The 16822-nt window shown below is 60.7% G+C and carries 15 protein-coding genes; 11 read left to right on the plus strand and 4 right to left on the minus strand.

The features are described 5' to 3' along the window. Positions 1–220 precede the first annotated feature (220 nt). Positions 221–1423: a sialidase family protein gene (locus ACP7BS_RS07870; protein ID WP_426237412.1), complete on the minus strand. Its 1203-nt coding sequence runs from the start codon at positions 1421–1423 to the stop codon at positions 221–223. Positions 1424–1435: 12 nt separating this feature from the next. Continuing rightward, positions 1436–2341: a dihydrodipicolinate synthase family protein gene (locus ACP7BS_RS07875; RefSeq protein WP_426237414.1), complete on the minus strand. Its 906-nt coding sequence runs from the start codon at positions 2339–2341 to the stop codon at positions 1436–1438. Positions 2342–2633: 292 nt separating this feature from the next. Between ACP7BS_RS07875 and ACP7BS_RS07880 the strand changes: the two genes are divergently transcribed. The 8 genes from ACP7BS_RS07880 to ACP7BS_RS07915 all read left to right on the plus strand — a co-directional run bounded on the left by ACP7BS_RS07880 (position 2634) and on the right by ACP7BS_RS07915 (position 11414). Next, on the plus strand, positions 2634–4286 hold the full coding sequence (locus tag ACP7BS_RS07880; protein ID WP_426237416.1) for an ABC transporter substrate-binding protein: 1653 nt from the start codon (positions 2634–2636) through the stop codon (positions 4284–4286). A 143-nt stretch (positions 4287–4429) separates the two neighbouring features. Further along, entirely contained in the window at positions 4430–5386 is a 957-nt protein-coding gene (locus tag ACP7BS_RS07885; protein WP_113316195.1) for an ABC transporter permease, read from the plus strand. A 2-nt stretch (positions 5387–5388) separates the two neighbouring features. Next, positions 5389–6348 (plus strand): ABC transporter permease, encoded by a 960-nt coding sequence (locus tag ACP7BS_RS07890; protein ID WP_426229176.1) that lies wholly within the window; start codon positions 5389–5391, stop codon positions 6346–6348. Next, entirely contained in the window at positions 6348–7382 is a 1035-nt protein-coding gene (locus ACP7BS_RS07895) for an ABC transporter ATP-binding protein (RefSeq protein ID WP_426237418.1), read from the plus strand. Before ACP7BS_RS07890 ends, ACP7BS_RS07895 begins: the two co-directional genes overlap by 1 nt. Beyond that, entirely contained in the window at positions 7382–8374 is a 993-nt protein-coding gene (locus ACP7BS_RS07900; protein WP_426229178.1) for an ABC transporter ATP-binding protein, read from the plus strand. The genes ACP7BS_RS07895 and ACP7BS_RS07900 overlap by 1 nt, the downstream gene beginning before the upstream one ends. After that, the gene (locus ACP7BS_RS07905; RefSeq protein ID WP_426237420.1) at positions 8371–9474 is read left to right on the plus strand and encodes a four-carbon acid sugar kinase family protein; all 1104 of its coding nucleotides are present in this window, start codon (positions 8371–8373) and stop codon (positions 9472–9474) included. Before ACP7BS_RS07900 ends, ACP7BS_RS07905 begins: the two co-directional genes overlap by 4 nt. Before the next feature lie 5 nt (positions 9475–9479). Next, positions 9480–10238: a FadR/GntR family transcriptional regulator gene (locus ACP7BS_RS07910; RefSeq protein WP_426237422.1), complete on the plus strand. Its 759-nt coding sequence runs from the start codon at positions 9480–9482 to the stop codon at positions 10236–10238. A 201-nt stretch (positions 10239–10439) separates the two neighbouring features. After that, positions 10440–11414 (plus strand): capsular biosynthesis protein, encoded by a 975-nt coding sequence (locus ACP7BS_RS07915; RefSeq protein WP_426237484.1) that lies wholly within the window; start codon positions 10440–10442, stop codon positions 11412–11414. A gap of 26 nt (positions 11415–11440) precedes the next feature. On the opposite strand, the gene ACP7BS_RS07920 is transcribed toward ACP7BS_RS07915, so the two are convergent. Then, positions 11441–12334, minus strand: a complete 894-nt coding sequence (locus ACP7BS_RS07920) for a hypothetical protein (protein WP_426229181.1) — start codon at positions 12332–12334, stop codon at positions 11441–11443. 454 nt (positions 12335–12788) lie between these two features. Between ACP7BS_RS07920 and rfbB the strand changes: the two genes are divergently transcribed. Then, positions 12789–13850 (plus strand): dTDP-glucose 4,6-dehydratase, encoded by a 1062-nt coding sequence (gene rfbB / locus ACP7BS_RS07925; protein ID WP_426237424.1) that lies wholly within the window; start codon positions 12789–12791, stop codon positions 13848–13850. 48 nt (positions 13851–13898) lie between these two features. Here the strand turns inward: rfbB and ACP7BS_RS07930 are convergent, their stop codons facing one another. Beyond that, positions 13899–15833: a glycosyltransferase family 2 protein gene (locus tag ACP7BS_RS07930; protein WP_426237426.1), complete on the minus strand. Its 1935-nt coding sequence runs from the start codon at positions 15831–15833 to the stop codon at positions 13899–13901. Between the two features lie 187 nt (positions 15834–16020). Here ACP7BS_RS07930 and rfbC point away from each other — a divergent pair, with 187 nt between their 5' ends. Together rfbC and ACP7BS_RS07940 are read left to right on the plus strand one after the other, a co-directional pair. Further along, positions 16021–16593: a dTDP-4-dehydrorhamnose 3,5-epimerase gene (rfbC, locus tag ACP7BS_RS07935; RefSeq protein WP_426237428.1), complete on the plus strand. Its 573-nt coding sequence runs from the start codon at positions 16021–16023 to the stop codon at positions 16591–16593. 17 nt (positions 16594–16610) lie between these two features. Next, on the plus strand, positions 16611–16822 hold a 212-nt coding region (locus ACP7BS_RS07940), incomplete at its 3' end, for a sugar nucleotide-binding protein (RefSeq protein WP_426237430.1).

The raw sequence follows: 16822 nt of genomic DNA on the forward strand, positions 1-16822 counted from the left end.
CTCCTTCACCAAAATTGGGAGACAAGCAACAGGCGCACCGAAATGGAGTGGATACCTTGTAAACAGACGCATGGAACCCGCGCCATTTGGCGTGAGTTCCGGACCCACAACGATATTTGTCAAATCCCGCTCGGGCAGCGCTCGATTTTTCGCGGCTGCAACACATGTATTTGCCACTCAAACGGCGGAAAAGCGTGGATTTGCGCGCAGCAACAAGACCTTAAAAGCCGTATCCGGGCTCCAGCCGCACATATTTGATCGCCCGGCGATAATAGGTATAGGCGACATGCAGCGCTCGGTCCGGCCCCTCGACAATCGACGGGTAGGAATATTCGCGGTTGAGTGCATCCTTGGAATTGTTGGTGAGGCAATAGCCATCGCCGGTTTCCAGGTGGACGGGATCGCCAAAGGTCTCTCCGCCATCACCGGAAGAGACAAGGCTCATCGGCGCGCGGGAAACACCCCAGATCGCTTTCGGCCTGCCATCGGCAGCAGACGCCGCCTCCGCCGGCTCGGCCGGCGCGCCCTCCTCCGCCTCGATCTCATCGTAGAGAGAATGGCGCCGGTCGCTGGATGTCAAAGCACTGGAATGATTGTAGATAATCGCGATCCGGCCATCCTTGAGCGCAACCGCCTGGATCGATGAATTGTTGTTGGGCAGCCCGGTTGGCGCCGGCGCAGTCCACGTCATGCCGTCGTCCTCCGATGCAGAGCACAGGATATGCGTAGCAAAGCGATTGCGGAAGAAGGCCACCAATCGCCCGTCGCCACGCGGGACGATATTCATATGCACGGCACCGACGCTGCCGGGCAGATCGATCATATCCCAGCTGGATCCGGCATTGCGCGAGATCAGAACGGCGGCCGTATCGGCGTCGCCCGTCCAGCGCTGGCCGGGCGCGCCAATGCAGCGGAACACCGGCAGCAGCCAGTCACCCTTGGAGTTGACGACGATGGGCTGACGCACGAACGTGCCCGGACGGTCGCAGAGGATTTCGACGGGACCGAATGTGCGCCCGCCATCAGCGGAAATCCGCCGCTTGACGACGGCGCCGTCCTGGTTTCCAGAGGTTTGCGACGTGAAGATCAGCCAGATATCGCCATCCGGCGCCGTGAAGATCAAGGGGTTCTGTTCGGACTTCTGCGGATCGTCCGACATTTTTTCCGCATCCGACCAGTGGCTGGAACCGGCCGGCAACCGCGACATGTAGATCGAGATATCGCCCATGCCTTCCATCGTGCCGCCAAACCAGACGCAGGTCAGCGTGCCATCCGGGAGGAAGGCCAGATTGGCCGCGTGGTTCTGCACACAAGGCGATCGCAAGAAGGCGTCGAAACGATATTTTTCTGCCACGTGCGGCTGGATAGCACCGTTCATAAGCGGCGGAATTTGCTCAGGTTTCAGGCCGGAACCGGATGTCATGGCACTATCCCCTTACGGCAGCTGCGCAAACTTGACGGCGAGATCCGCCTGGTCGGTAGCGCTCAGCGCCATCAGCGGCGGGCGCGGGCGCGCCCAGGCGGGATTGCCGTTTTTCAGACCAACCATTGCCTTGATCGTCGGGATCTGGACGTAGGAGTTGGACAGCGAGCGATAGGCGTTGATACGCGCCTGTGCTGCCTCGACATCGGCTGCGCGAGCGGGATCGTTGGCATGGTCGTAGACGGTGCGCAGGGCGTTTGCGACCAGATTGGAGGTCGCGGTAATGCAGCCCGCTCCTCCGGCCTTGATCAGCGGCAAGAGCAGTGGATCGGCGCCGGCCAGTACGGAAAATCCTGGAAACGCCGCGAGAAGCGCCTGCATATTGGCGAAATCGCCAAACGAATCCTTGATACCAACCACCGTATCCGGAAACGCCTCGATCAGGCGGCCGATCAGCGGCAGGGTCAGCGGAATGCCGGAGACCTGGGGAATGTGATAGAGCACGACCTGTAGCCGGTCGTCGGCGATCGTTTCGATGATCCGGGCATAGGCGGCAAACAGGCCATCGTCCGATACGCCCTTGTAATAGAACGGCGGCAGCATGACGACGCTGCGAACACCGACGGACAGCGCATGCCGCGTCAGCTCGATCGTCTCCGGGATGGCGGCAACGCCGGTCCCGGGCATCAGCTGATCGCCGGATATACCCGCCTTCAGCGCCGCCTCGAGAATAGTGCGGCGTTCGGCAGACGAAAACGAATTGGCCTCGCCGGTCGTGCCAAGCAATGCCACGCCGTGACAGCCTTCGCTGAGAAGGCGCTGGCAATGGGCGGTGAACAGGCCAAGATCGGGCGTATCGTCGGCATTGAGCGGCGTCGTGGCAGCGCTATAGACGCCGGTGATCCTGTGAATCGTCATTTTTGCAAACTCCTCCGCGAGCATCCGGCCATTTTGGGTGCCGTCATTCTCCTGCTTTTTTCGCAATCATGACAAGTTGTCAAGAAAAAATCGGCACCAGAAATTTTAACCAAAATCCATCATATTGATAAATATCGGTTTTTACTTAAGCCAAAGGTGAGCAATGAATAAACCAAGAAATAATGTTGACATATTTACAATAACGATCCAGTGTCCGGCTTCATCATGGCGCGGCAAGCTGTCCGGAACCGGCAGAAGGAGGGCGCGATGACAGCATCTATTGGAGGATCAGATGTCTAATCAGAACAATGAAGCCGGCGCGTCGCAGCCGCAGATCACACGCCGCAATGCCTTGAAACTCGGCCTCGGCACCAGTGTGGCCCTCGGCCTGTTCGGCCTGAACGCCCGCATCGTCATGGCCCAGGAAGGCCAGGTGCTCAAGGTCGCGAACCCTGCCTTCAACCAGGACTGGTCGCCGTTGCGCGGCGGCGGCGTACCATATCGCTGGAATTCCGCATGGTGGGCATCGCCGATGTATTTCGATAGTAAGGGCGAATTGCACCCTTACGTCTTTACAAGCTGGGAACCGGACGCCGCCAACAAGACTTGGACCTTCAAAATCGACCCGAAGGCCGTATTCTCCGATGGCAGCAAGATCACTGCCGAGGACGTCAAGGGTTCCTGGAACGTCTCGGCCATGCCGAACACCAAGAACCAGCGCGCCGACCAGGTGCTGAGCAAGGTCGCAGGCTATGCCGATGTCGGCGCCGGCAAGGCCAAGGAAATTTCCGGCATCGCCACGCCGGACGAAGGCACGGTTGTCGTCACCCTGTCGGAAGCCGATCCGATCTTCTTCATGCGGCTGGGCAACCATATCGCGCCGATCACCAAGGCTTCGCAGTCGCGCGGCGAAGACGGCGAGGAAATCGCCGACTGGTACATGCCGACCAGCGATGCCGTCTATTCCGGCCCGTTCAAGCTGACCAGCATCGATCTCGACGCCGGCAAACTGGTGTTCGAGCCCAATGAGAACTTCTTCGGCCCGAAGCCGAAACTGGCGCGTATCGAGATCGATTCGATCGAAGACAACGTCACCGCGACATCGCTGTTGAAGTCCGGTGAATACAATGCCCATACGGAGCTTGTGACCTCGACCATCGTGCAGGACCTTGGCGCCAGCTTCGCCGAGGGCCCGCTGATCCCGACCAGCCAGCATTTCTGGTTCAATTCGGCGCGCGCACCGATGGACGATCCGAAGGTTCGCCAGGCGTTGATCATGGCTGTCGATCGCGACGGCCTGATGAAGGCGTCGTTCCCGGATGGTCCTCACAAGAAGACCGACCAGGTCATCAACTCCGTACCCGGCGCCGATAATTCCGGCTTCGAGCCCTATCCATACGACCCGGAGGGCGCCAAGAAACTTCTGGCTGAATCGACCTATGGTGGCCCGGAACGCCTGCCAAAACTGCTGTTCGTCGGCATTTCCGGCCCGGCGATCGAGGCTGCCGCCCAGTTCATCGCCGAACAGTGGCGCCAGAACCTCGGCATTACCTCCGTCGATATGAAGCCGCAGCAGGATGCCTATGCAGGCCCCGACCAGAACGCGGTGCAGATCTTCCGCGACGACGTCGGCACCCGCGTTCCCGATGCCGTGTCCTATCTCGCCGGTTCCATCGCCTCGACCTCTTCGAACGCGCAGAACAAGCTGGGCGGTTACAAGAACGACAAGGTCGACAGCCTGCTCGCAGAGGCCGCCACCAAGTCGGTGGACGATCCGCAGCGTGTGGCGCTGGCGCTCGAAGCCCAGAAGGCGTTCCGCGAAGACTGGAGCTTCATCCCCTGGTATGCGCAGGCGATGTCCCGCTGGGCCACCGACAAGGTGTCCGGGATGGACAAGAATCTCGACTGGCAGGTCGTGGCCCCCTGGGACATCTCGGTCGCTTGAGGCAATTGCCATACTCGATATCTGCTGTGCGGAGGCGGAAGCCGCTTCCGCACAGATTGCCATTGCTGAAATATGATTGCGGACCTTTGCCGCAGGGCAAGGCTTCAAGCATCATCTTCTGAAACCAAGGGTGGGAGACTGCCATGCTGCGTTACATCGCGACCCGTTTCGTCGTCTGGATTCCATCCGTCCTTCTCGTCATGCTCGGCGTCTATGCGCTGGCCTATTTCGGCGCCGGCGACCCGATCAAGCTGATTTTTCTGCGTGCACCGGGCGACGTTGCCTATAATCCGGAACGCATCGAGGCAATCCGCGAAAGTGCGGGCCTCAACCGGCCGTTCCTTGTCCAGTTCGGCAGCTATATCTGGAACCTGCTGCATGGCAATTTCGGCAATTCGCTGAGCTCCGGACGGTCCGTCTGGGCAATGATCTCTGCTGCCGCCCCGGTTTCCTTCAAGCTGGCGCTCTGTTCCGTCATCCTGACCGCGGTCGTTGCCATTCCGCTCGGACTGATCGCCGCACTCAACCAGAATACCCGCACCGACTATGCCATTCTTGGCTCGGCGCTGTTTCTCTGGGCGATCCCCGCTTATGTCGCCGGGCCGATGCTGATGGTGATGCTGATCATGATCCTGCCCGGTTCCGCCGTGCCCTATGGCTGGGGCGGCATCTTCGACGTGCGGATCATACTGCCGCTGCTCGTTCTCTCCTTCCAGCCGATCGCGCTGATCGTGCGCCAGACGCGCGCCGCAGTGATTGAAGTTCTTTCCGAGGATTTCGTCCGCACCGCCCGTGCCAAGGGCGTTCCGGAAGTCATCGTCGCGCTGCGCCATATCCTGCGCCCGGTACTGACCCCCGTTGTCACCCAGCTTGGCCTGATCATGATCACCATCGTCAACGGGGCGATCTTCGTCGAGCTGGTTTTCGGCCTGCCGGGTCTTGGCCGCCTCACCGTTCAGGCGCTGACCAATACCGATTACCCCGTCATTCTGGCCATCACGCTGATCGGCTCGTTCCTGGTGATGATCTCCAACCTTTTGGTCGATGTGCTCTATCCGCTGCTCGATCCGCGCGCCAACGACACAAGAAGGAGCCGCTGACCATGTCCGTCGTTCCCATGACCACTACCCCCATCGAGATCGAACCGCCCGTCAGCCTCTGGCGTGACGCCTGGCACCGGCTGCGCCGCAACAGGCTCGCCGTCTTCGGTCTCGTCATCGTCGTCATCCTTGCCTTCGCGGCAGTGTTCGGTCCGTATCTCACGCCTTACGACTTTCTCAGCCAGGATCTGAATTCGCGCAACATGGCCCCGTCTTTGTCGCATCTGTTCGGCACCGACGATCTCGGCCGCGATGTCTTCAGCCGCGTCGTCTACGGCACGCGCACCGCCTTTCTGGTGGCGATCGTCGTCACCTTCATTGCCGTTCTGATCGGCGTGACGCTCGGCGCGCTCGCCGGTTTCTTCGGCGGCTGGCTGGACCGGATCGTCATGTGGCTGACCGACATGACCATGTCGATCCCTAACCTTCTGCTCGTCGTCGTCATCAATGCCTCGCTGAAATCGCCGATCACCGGCTGGATGGAAGCCCGCTATCTGGCGACGCTCAACCCGGTCTACCGCGAAACCATCTGGGTTGATTTCCTGCTGGTCTTCGGCTCGATGGCGCTGATCTCCTGGCCGCCCTATGCCCGCCTTGTGCGTGCGCAAGTGCTGTCGATCCGGTCGCGCCCCTATATCACCGCCGCCCAGGCGCTGGGGCTGACCAACCGCATCATCCTGATGCGTTATGTCGTGCCGAATGCCCTTGGCCCACTGATCGTGGCGGTCAGCGCCGGTCTCGGCACCGCCATGGTTCTGGAAAGTGCCTTTTCCTTCCTCGGTGTCGGCGTCAATCCGCCAACGCCGAGCTGGGGCAACATGATCTCGGATGGCCTGCGCGTCTGGCAGCATTATCCGCATCTGCTCGCCGCCCCTGCTGCCGTTCTCGGCCTTGCCTCCGTCGCCTTCTCCTTCCTGGGCGACGGCCTCAACGATGCCCTCAATCCGCGCGGAGCGAAGTGATGATGATGGCTAACGATATCCGCCCCGAACCATCGGCCAAGACCGGCGAGCGTCTGCTCGACGTCAAGGGCCTGACCATCGAGATCGAAACCCGCAACGGTCCGGCCACCATCGTCGATGGCATCGACCTGCATGTCGACAAGGGCGAGACGCTGGGCATCGTCGGCGAATCCGGTTGCGGCAAGAGCCTGACGATGCTGAGCATGATGCGGCTTTTGCCCAACAAGATCCGGGTCACCAAGGGGCAAGCCAATTTTGCCGGCCGCGACCTGCAGACGATGTCGAATTCCGAACTGCGCAAGGTGCGCGGCGGCGAGGTCGGTTTCATCTTCCAGGACCCGATGACCTCGCTCAATCCGGTGATGCGCATTGGCCAGCAGCTGGCCGAACCGCTCATTTATCATCGTGGAATGTCGAAGGCAGAGGCGCGCAAGCGGGCTGGCGAGCTCTTGAAGCTGGTCGGCATTCCCGGCGCCGAGGATCGTCTCGACGCCTATCCGCATGAACTCTCAGGCGGCATGCGCCAGCGCGTGATGATCGCCATCGGCCTTGCCTGCAATCCGCAGCTTTTGATCGCCGACGAGCCGACCACGGCGCTCGATGTGACGATCCAGGCGCAGATCGTCGATCTGGTGAAAGATCTGCGCGACAAGCTCGGCATGTCTGTCGTCTGGATCACCCATGACCTGGCGCTGATCGCCGGTCTCGTCGATCGGATCAACGTGCTCTATGCCGGCACCGTGGTCGAAGACGCGCCGGTCGATGCGCTGTTTGCCAATCCGAGCCATCCCTATACGCAAGGGCTGCTCGCCTCGATCCCGAAACTGTCCGACGAGCGCTCGACACGCCTCTCCTCCATCGGCGGCACGCCGCCGGAGCCCGGCCGCCGTCCGAAGGGCTGTCCGTTTGCACCACGCTGTCCGCTCGCGGAAGCGATCTGTCGTGAGCGTGTCCCGGCACTGGAAGGCCTGAGCCACGGCGGTGCCCACCGCGTTGCCTGCTTCGTTGCCCAAAGAAAACTGGAGGCTGCATGATGGCTGCCCAACCACTGATGCGCATCGAACATCTGGTGAAGCATTTTCACGTCCGGCTCGGTGCCTTTGGCGAGCGCGCCGCAACCGTGCATGCGCTGGACGATGTCAATTTCGATATATTCGAAGGCGAGACGCTGAGCCTCGTTGGCGAATCCGGCTGCGGCAAGTCCACCACCGGCTTCACCCTGCTCAACCTGCACCGGGCGACGGAAGGCAAGGTGATCTATCAGGGCAAGAATATCGTCGAGCTCGATGAAAAGGCGATGCGGCCCTACCGCCGCCAATTGCAGATCGTCTTCCAGGACCCCTATTCGACGCTCAACCCGCGCATGACGATCGGCGAAGCCGTCGGGGAGCCGATCTTGTTTCACAAGCTTGCCACCAAGGCCGAGCTGAAGGACCGGATCGCCACGCTGCTGGCCGATGTCGGCCTGCCGCCGCGCTTTGCCTCGCGCTATCCGCATGAACTGTCCGGCGGCCAGCGCCAGCGCGTGGCGATTGCCCGGGCTCTCGCCTGCCAGCCAAAATTCATCGTCTGCGACGAGGCGATCTCGGCGCTCGACGTTTCCGTGCAGGCGCAGATCATCAACCTGTTGCTCGACCTGCAGCAGAAATACGGACTGACCTATCTGTTCATCGCCCATGATCTTGCTGTCGTCCGCCATATCAGCGACCGCGTCGGCGTCATGTATCTCGGCCGCCTCGCCGAGCTTGCGACCCGCGAGGAACTGTTCGAGCATCCGCTGCATCCCTACACCAAGGCGCTGCTCTCCGCAGTGCCGGAGGCAGACCCTGCCCATGAGCGCAGCCGCAAGCGGCAGATCCTGCAGGGCGATGTGCCAAGCCCGCTGTCGCCGCCTGCCGGTTGCCGTTTCCACACCCGCTGCCCGATCGCCATGGAAGTCTGCGGCAAGGTCGTGCCGGAATGGCGTGAAGCCCGGCCGGGACACATGGTTGCCTGTCACGCCGTAACGGAGGGATTGTCTGGATGACGCTGCAAGTCGCCATCATTGCCGACGACCTGACGGGGGCGCTTGATACCGGCACGCCCTTTGTCGAGGCCGGCCTGACGGTGACGGTGGCAATCGACGTCGAAGCCGTGGCGGAGGCACTCGCGCGCAACCCCGACGTCATCGTGATCAACACGGCATCACGGGCTCTTTCCGCCGGGACAGCCGCCCAGCAGATGCAGGCAGCTCTTGCCGCGCTGGGCACAGCAAGACCGTCGATCCTGTTCAAGAAGATTGATTCCAGGCTCAAGGGCAATGTCGCTGCCGAGAGCATGGCGCTTGCAGAAATTACCGGCCGTAGCCGGATCATCATTGCACCGGCCATTCCGGACCAGCAGCGTTTTACCATCAATGGCGCCGTCACTGGTAGAGGCGTCGAGACACCGCTGCCAATCCGCACTGTTTTTCCCGCTGATATGTTGGCGATCGATGTTTACGACGCCAGCACCGATGCCGATCTGGACGATCTGGTTGGGAGGACCGACTGGTCCACGACGGTCGCCGTCGGCGCGCGCGGTCTTGGCAGCGCCTTTGCCCGTTCGCTGGCGAGGCCACCTGCCCTTCGCCCGTCATTCCCGCCATCCACGCAAACCTTGTTTGCTTTCGGATCGCGCGATCCCATCACATCGGCCCAGATCGAACATCTCGCTGGCCACCGACAGCTTGTGGCCATTGTGGATGCTCCCGCCGGCGAATTGTCGGCAGAGGAGGTCCACGGACTTCCTGCCGTAGCGCGGTGTTCCGGCGGGGAGATCGAAAGCCCCGAACACGTCGTTTCCCGCTTTGCCGACGGCATCCGGCAGCTGGTCGAGCAAACCCGGCCCGACATGCTGATGATGGGCGGCGGCGATACCGCACTTGCGATTCTGAAAGCGCTTGGCGCCAGCGTGCTGTCTCCTAATGGCGAGATCGAAGCGGGCATTCCGTGGTTTCAGATCGAAAGCCCGGACGGGCGGACAATCTGCTGTGCGGTCAAATCCGGGGGCTTCGGTACCATCGATTCTTTGCTAAAACTCGTGCCGGAGAATCTGCTAAGTCAAAAACCGTCCCATAGGACAAGGATCGAAAAACAGGCGTGGTGAAGAAAATGGCGCAGGATGCCCCCGCAATCGAAGAGCCCGGCCCAAACGCCAAACCGGAGCGCGTCAAATCCGTGCGGCTGGTCGATCGCGTCTTCGACCAGTTGCGCGAACGCATCCGCTCCGGCAATTATCCGCCGGACTCCCGATTGCCGGGCGAACACGAGCTGGCATCGATCATGGGCGTTTCCCGTCCGATCGTGCGCGATGCACTGGGGCGCTTGCGCGAGGAAGGCATGGTCTATTCGCGCCAGGGGGCCGGTACCTTCGTCAGCGCCCAGGCATCTCCGGCCACGCATCTCGCTTATTCACCGGTCAAGACCATTGCCGATATCCAGCGCTGCTATGAGTTCCGCCTGACGATCGAGCCGGTCGCCGCCTTCTTTGCCGCCCAGCGGCGCGACGACGCCGCTATCCAGAAGATTGCCTCCGCCCTTGCCGACCTGCGCGAAGCAACCAGCCATCAGTTGCATCGCACCGATGCCGACTTCGTTTTCCATCGCAGCGTCACCGAGGCGGCCAACAATCATTACTACACTGCCTCCATCGAAGCGCTGAAGCCACACATCGCCGTTGGCATGCATTTGCACGGCCTGTCATTGATGGGCCCGCGGCTTGGTCTGGAAAAGGTCTTCGAGGAGCACAACGCCATCTATCAGGCGATTGCCGACGGCCGCGCCGAAGACGCCCAGAAAGCCATGCGGCTCCACCTCGAAGGCTCCCGCAACCGGCTGTTCGAAGACCGCGTGCTGGATCTGTCTTTTTGAGGGGGCGCGCCGCAAGCCGAGCTGCCCCCCACGGTGCGTCATCTGAGACTGTTTCTTCTCTGATTGATCTGGACTTCGATGACACAGTTCTTGTAGATGCCGTTTGATCCCTTCATGCATCGGGAAAACAGCCAGCGAGAAGGCGGTGCCAGAGTGGAGCTTCCTCTAATTCCGGGAAAACCATGGTTTCCTCCCGCACAGATGCCACTCGGCGCGACGTTCTTCGTTCGCCAGGCATTTCCTTGGTTGCATCATTATTTCGATCTGGCTGAAATGGGCACAACGCTCTCGCCGGGAATCAAGGGCATAGTATCCTGGGGCGGACGCCTGCCTGCCAAGACGGCAATAGGGATTGCCCGTTTACGCGGCCTGCCGCACTGGAACCTGGAAGACGGCTTTTTGCGCTCCGTTGGACTGGGCAAAAGCGGATCCATCCCCTTGTCGATCATCGCCGACGATCTTGGCTTGCCGGTCGATGCCGGCATTGCCTCCCGTTTGGAACTCCTGATTGGCGACCCCACCCGTCCGCGCGATGCGGCCTGCGGCAAGACAATCCGTGAGCGTTTGGTCGAGCATAAACTCACGAAATACAATCACTTGCCGCACAAGGCCCCGAACATAGCCGCCAGCACGCGCCGTCGGCTTCTGCTCGTCGATCAGGTGGTCGGCGATGTCTCGGTTGGACGGGCGCTCGGGAATGCTGCGTCGTTCGAGCAGATGTTGCGCGATGCGGTCGCAAGCGGCGGTCAATGCCTGGTGCGGACCCACCCTGACGTCATGGCCGGCTATCGCAAGGGCTACCTGACGGAACTCGCCGTCAGCACACCCGGCGTCGTCTTCGTCGGCGATCAGGTCTCGGTCGCCTCGATCCTGGACGTGGTGGACGAGGTCTGGACGGTTTCCAGCCAGTTCGGCCTGGACGCATTGCTGCGCGGTCTGCCAGTGCGCTGCTATGCGGCACCGTTTTATGCCGGGTGGGGGCTGACGCAGGACACTGTCAGCCAAGCCGCAAAAGCGGCTATTGCCCAAAGGCGTACCGCACGGCCGACGATCGACGAGCTTGTTGAAGTGGTCTTCTCGGTCTATCCCTCCTACAGGAATCCGGCGACTTGGCAACCGATCCACGTGCTGCAGGCGATCGATCTGCTTGTCGAGGAAATGACATCCCGGAAGTAGACGAGCCCCTTGGACAATGCTGTCGCTTACGATGGATTGAGCCCGAGCCCCGCTTGGGCTTGCAGTGACATACGCGCCACGATATCGCGTGTTGCCTGCGCTGCCGCCCGTCTCTTTGCTGGTTCATCGATCAGGGTGATAAGTGTATTCCGCCACACCGTTGCATCGAGCGGAAGCCTGATTTCGCCGCTATCGTCTGCGGATCCATAGGCTTCGGATATCGAAAATATCCCCGCTGCGCCCGCCCGCGCCACATCTATTCTTTTGGTTGCAGAACGGCAGTCGTTAACGCGGGAGGAGCCGAGTGGCACCAGCATGATGTCAATCCGCCGCGTCAATGCTTCGGCAAGGTAGTCAGACCAGGAAACCTGCTGGCGGAATATGACACGGTCCATTCCCTGCCAGAGATATGCGGAAGCCTTACCGGCGAAGACCTCGAAGCGAGCGTGCGGCCGGGCCGCTAGTACGTCCTTGATAATCGGTTGGAGGAAACGGTGTTCATCCACGTGAATGGCCGTGGCGTGATAGGCGATCAGCAACTGATCCTCGTGGCCGGAGGCGTTCGGGTGCGGAACATTCCACAGGCTTGCGGGGGGAGCAGGCGGCAGAACGCGCGCATTCGCGCTCTTCAAGCGGTCAGCGAGCCTCGGCGTCGAGGCCCATACGATATCGAGATGCCGGTTGAGACGCCGCAACGGCATAAGTCCCAGCAACAGAAGCGACACTCGATAACCGATAGCTGCTTCCCGGCCGGTTACGATACCGGGGATATCGTCATCCAGGAACAAACCGACTCCGGCAAGCTTTGAACGCTCCTGCTCGATCCATTTCAACGCAGTGGCTGAAGCATACCGGCAGAGAATGACGAAGGCTCCCTCTGCATCAAGACTGCTGAAATCATTGCTCTTGATATCCACCATTTGGTGTGGAGGCATGCCGGGGGCTGCAAGGCGAGCGGCAAAATAGTAGTCGGATGTCGGGTTCGGATGACGTCCGATAAGGATGATGCGACGAACAGCCGTGCGGGGGCCACCGGTCGCACCTGCGCGAAGCCGCGGCGTCGGCAAGGCCTGCGCGAATATCCGTCTCAACCAGCCGTCACGCATTCTTGCAGGCCCTTGCTTTCGCTCATTGCCGCACGGCTGATATCGGCCGTACGCTCGCATGGTCCTTGCAATAGGATGCACCCGTACCTGTGTCAAAGCTGACGACGTTCGAAATGACCGGCTGTGGCCAACACATTCCCTCCTCACAGTTGCAGGAAGCTCAACCTCCGGGCTACAGCAATGTTGCCGGATGGGGACCTGACGAATATTACTGTCCATCATATCGAATCAGTGTCCCTTATTGACGGACGCAAGTGGAGGATTGCCGATGCGCGTATTGGTGACTGGTGGTGCCGGCTTCATCGGGTCTGCTGTGGTGCGTTACCTCATTCTCGAAAAGGGATATGAGGTCCTCAACGTCGACAAGCTGACCTATGCAGGAACGCTGACCTCGCTGAAGGCCGTGGAAGGAAATCCGCTTTACCGGTTCCTGAAGGCCGACATTTGCGATGGGCAGGCAATTTCGCAGGCGCTTGCCAGCTTTAAGCCGGACCGCATCATGCATCTCGCTGCGGAAAGTCACGTGGACCGCTCGATTACCGGTGCCCGTGATTTCGTCGAGACCAACGTGCTGGGAACATTCACCATGCTGGAATGCGCCCGTGCCTATTGGCAGTCGCTTGCGGCGGCCGGGAAGGAGGCCTTTCGCTTTCTGCACGTCTCGACGGACGAAGTTTACGGTTCGCTCGGAGATGACGGACTTTTCGAAGAAACCACGCCTTACGACCCGAGCTCGCCCTATTCCGCCTCCAAGGCTGCGTCCGATCATCTGGCCAAGGCGTGGACACGCACCTATGGCATGCCGATCGTGGTCTCGAACTGCTCGAACAATTACGGGCCGTTCCACTTTCCCGAAAAACTCATTCCGCTGGTCATCATCAGCGCGCTCGAAGGCAAACCGCTGCCGGTTTACGGCACTGGCGCCAATATCCGCGACTGGCTGTTCGTCGAAGACCATGCACGCGCGCTGGATATCGTCGCCGAGCGCGGCCGGATCGGCGAGACTTACAATGTCGGCGGACGCAACGAGCGCCGCAATATCGACGTGGTCGAGCGCATTTGCGCGCTGATGAACGAACTGCATCCTTCAGGCCGTCCGCATGAGAGCCTGATTACCTACGTACAGGACCGTCCGGGACACGATGCGCGCTATGCCATCGATGCGACGAAGCTCGAAACCGAACTCGGCTGGAAGGCCCAGGAAAATTTCGACACGGGCATCGCGAAGACCGTGAAGTGGTATCTCGAAAACGAATGGTGGTGGGCGCCCCTGCGCAAGGGCTACGACGGCAGCCGCCTCGGGCTGCTGAAATCCGGCAAATCGGGATAGACCGGGCTCTCCAACTACGGCAATGGTGTTCGCCGCCCCTGATATGCGTCAGCTCGCTGCGTTGTTCGAGAACAATGACGGCAGGCTTGGCAGCCTCGCAGAGAGATTGGACGGGGCAGCACTGAGCGTCCAATCCGCCGCGGTCAGCGACAGATTGGGATTGTAGAACGGGTCGTTGCGCAGGGCATCGCCCCACCGTTCGTGCATATACCGCTCCTCGTTTGCGAAACGGGCGAGTTTTTCCGGCGTGTTGTCGCCACCGCGCGACACGGATTCGTGATGGATCAACCGGGCATGCGGGGTCCACAGGATGGCTTTGCCGATTTCCCGCAGTCTCAGACAATAATCAACATCGTTGAAAGCGACGGCGAGTTGCTCTTCGTTCATCCCCCCCACCCGCTGCCATAGGCTTTGGCGTGTGAGCAGGCAGGCCCCCGTGACCGCGCTCATTTCCTGCCGCTGGGCCATCAGGCCGCAATCTTCTCCAGCGCGGGGATGACGGAAATGAAAACTGTGGCGCGCGACCGACCCGGAGCCGAGCGTGACGCCCGCGTGCTGGGCATATCCGTCCGGGAAGAGCAGAAAAGCCCCGGCGGCTCCCGTGCGCGGATCGTCGAGTTCCGCCACCATCTGATCCAGCCATCCCGGCTCGATCGGGTTGACATCATTGTTCAACAGCAGGGTCAGCTCATAACGGGCCTGAGCGACACCCAGATTGCAGGCCTTGGAGAAGTTGAAGGGACCGGGCATCGGAATTCGCCGCAAGCGGCGGTCTGCGGCGTATCGTTCAAAAAGAGCCTCGGTTTCGGGTTCCCGGCTGTCATTGTCGATCACGATTACATCGAGATCGTCGGCGCGCGTTTCGTTGAAAAGCCCATGGAGGCAGACCGAAAGCAGATCGGCGCGGTCACGAGTCGGAATGATGACGCTGACCTTGGTCTCCAACCGAGGAGTTTTCGGCCGGGACGGTTGGGCGGGCAGCCTTGCAACGGAGCGGTGCAGGAGCACGCGCGGCACATGCGCGATTTGGCCATGCCGAGACGCGGCGATCAAGAGCAGGCCCGATGCGGTTTCAGCAAGATCGGTAAGACCGTTCAGAGCGTCCAGCCGGATGAGCGCCCCGTCAGGCGCGAGCCAACCGGTTTCTGCAAGTGGAGGGTTCCATGCCGGCTTGAAGAAAGGCTGGAAACACCGGCCACGTGCATCAATCCGATCTTCGTCGCAATAAGCGGCTGCAAGCATCGGATCGGCGATGAGAGGCTGCATCAGATGCGCGATCGCAGCTTTATCCAGCAGCATCCCGGCCGGGAGCCGCATCCAGTAGGCGGCCTCGTTCGTTTTTACGCCGGACGCATACGCTTCTTTGGCCCGAACCTCCTGAACATGTGGATAGGTTTGCTGCGCGACAGACCGGCGCGTTGAAGCGACTTGCGAAGGATCGCCCCCGGCAATCGTGACGAAGACGGGCGGCCCCAGCGCCCGGGGAAACGCTGGACCAGAGGGCGCCGTCTCTGACATAGCCTTGATCCACGCCGGATAGGATGGCGCGTTGAGGGCATCGTAAAACCGGGCGAAGCGGTATTCGAAGCCCTTGACGTTTCCCACGAGAAGCAGCCGTAGCGCACGAAACGCAGCAAGCGGCGCGTTTCGTGCAATAAGTGCTGCCAGCCTGGCGTAGGATATCCGGCGGACACGGATAACCGGCAGCGCTGCCGTTGCCGGGGCGGGCCGATTTGCCTGAACCGAAAGTGTGTGTAAGCTGACCGGCATCCACCCATAAAAGCGCCCTCGTCCCGCGTCATCCAGGAGTATGGGACGGGTGAGAAGGGCCGGAAACCGATCTTGTCTATGTAGGCAAACAGTTGCAGTGAACCCCAGAACTCTCTCCGGGTCGGCTATATCCATGATGATCGGGTAGCCAGCAACACGGCCGGCATCATCGCCATCAAGAACAACAAAATGGCCGTTCGCGTCCTGTGTCATGCCGCCGTATTCCGACCTTCCGTTGCCGGTCATTTCAATATATACGCTTCCCGGTACGAGGCTGCCGGTCACGGTGAAGTGCGGGCGCGGGCGGATGCATATCTGGCACAGGCAGATACACATCGCAATCAAGCATCGACCGGTTCCCGGCTTACTCCAGCAAAAGCAGTTTAAACAGGGTTTGCATATGTCATCGAAAGTTATGCTGATCAATCCGAAGCGATTCGGCGATGATCGCGGGTGGTTTACCGAGGTTTACAGCACGAAGAAATTTTCGGATATCGGCATTGCGGATGAGTTCGTGCAGGACAATCATTCCCTGTCGGTCCCCGTGGGAACCTTGAGAGGACTACACTTCCAGACGCCTCCCTATGGTCAGGCAAAGCTCGTCCGCTGCATCCGCGGAAAGATATTCGATGTAGCCGTCGATGTACGGCGCGGATCGCCAACCTACGGGAAATGGGTCGGAGCCGAACTGTCGGCGCAGAACGGCCGGCAACTCTATATTCCGGTTGGTTTCGCGCACGGGTTTCTGACGCTGGAGCCATCGACGGAAGTGACCTACAAGGTGACGGATTTCTACACGCCGGCCAACGACGGCGGGATTGCCTGGAATGACCAGCAGGTCAATATCGATTGGCCTCTTGCGGATGGCGTCGAGCCGCTCCTCAGCCCCAAGGACGAAAAACAGCCTCTGCTCTCCGCGTTCGACAGTCCGTTCGCCTATGATGGCGAGCCTCTCCAGCTGCACGAAATATGACAGAGGGAGCTCGCAGCATGCGGATTCTGGTGACGGGCGGGACTGGACAGGTCGGCCGGGCGCTTTCTTCGTTCCCCTGGCCCGCCGGCGTTGAGATTGTGGCCCCCTCTCGGCACATGCTGGATCTTACCGATCCGGCTGCGGTCGAGGCTTTCATTGTTGACGGCGGGTTTGATGCCGTCATCAATCCTGCAGCCTATACTGCGGTCGACAAGGCCGAGAGCGATTG

Source organism: Pararhizobium sp. DWP1-1-3 (genome assembly GCF_049896125.1).
Lineage (GTDB): Bacteria > Pseudomonadota > Alphaproteobacteria > Rhizobiales > Rhizobiaceae > Pararhizobium.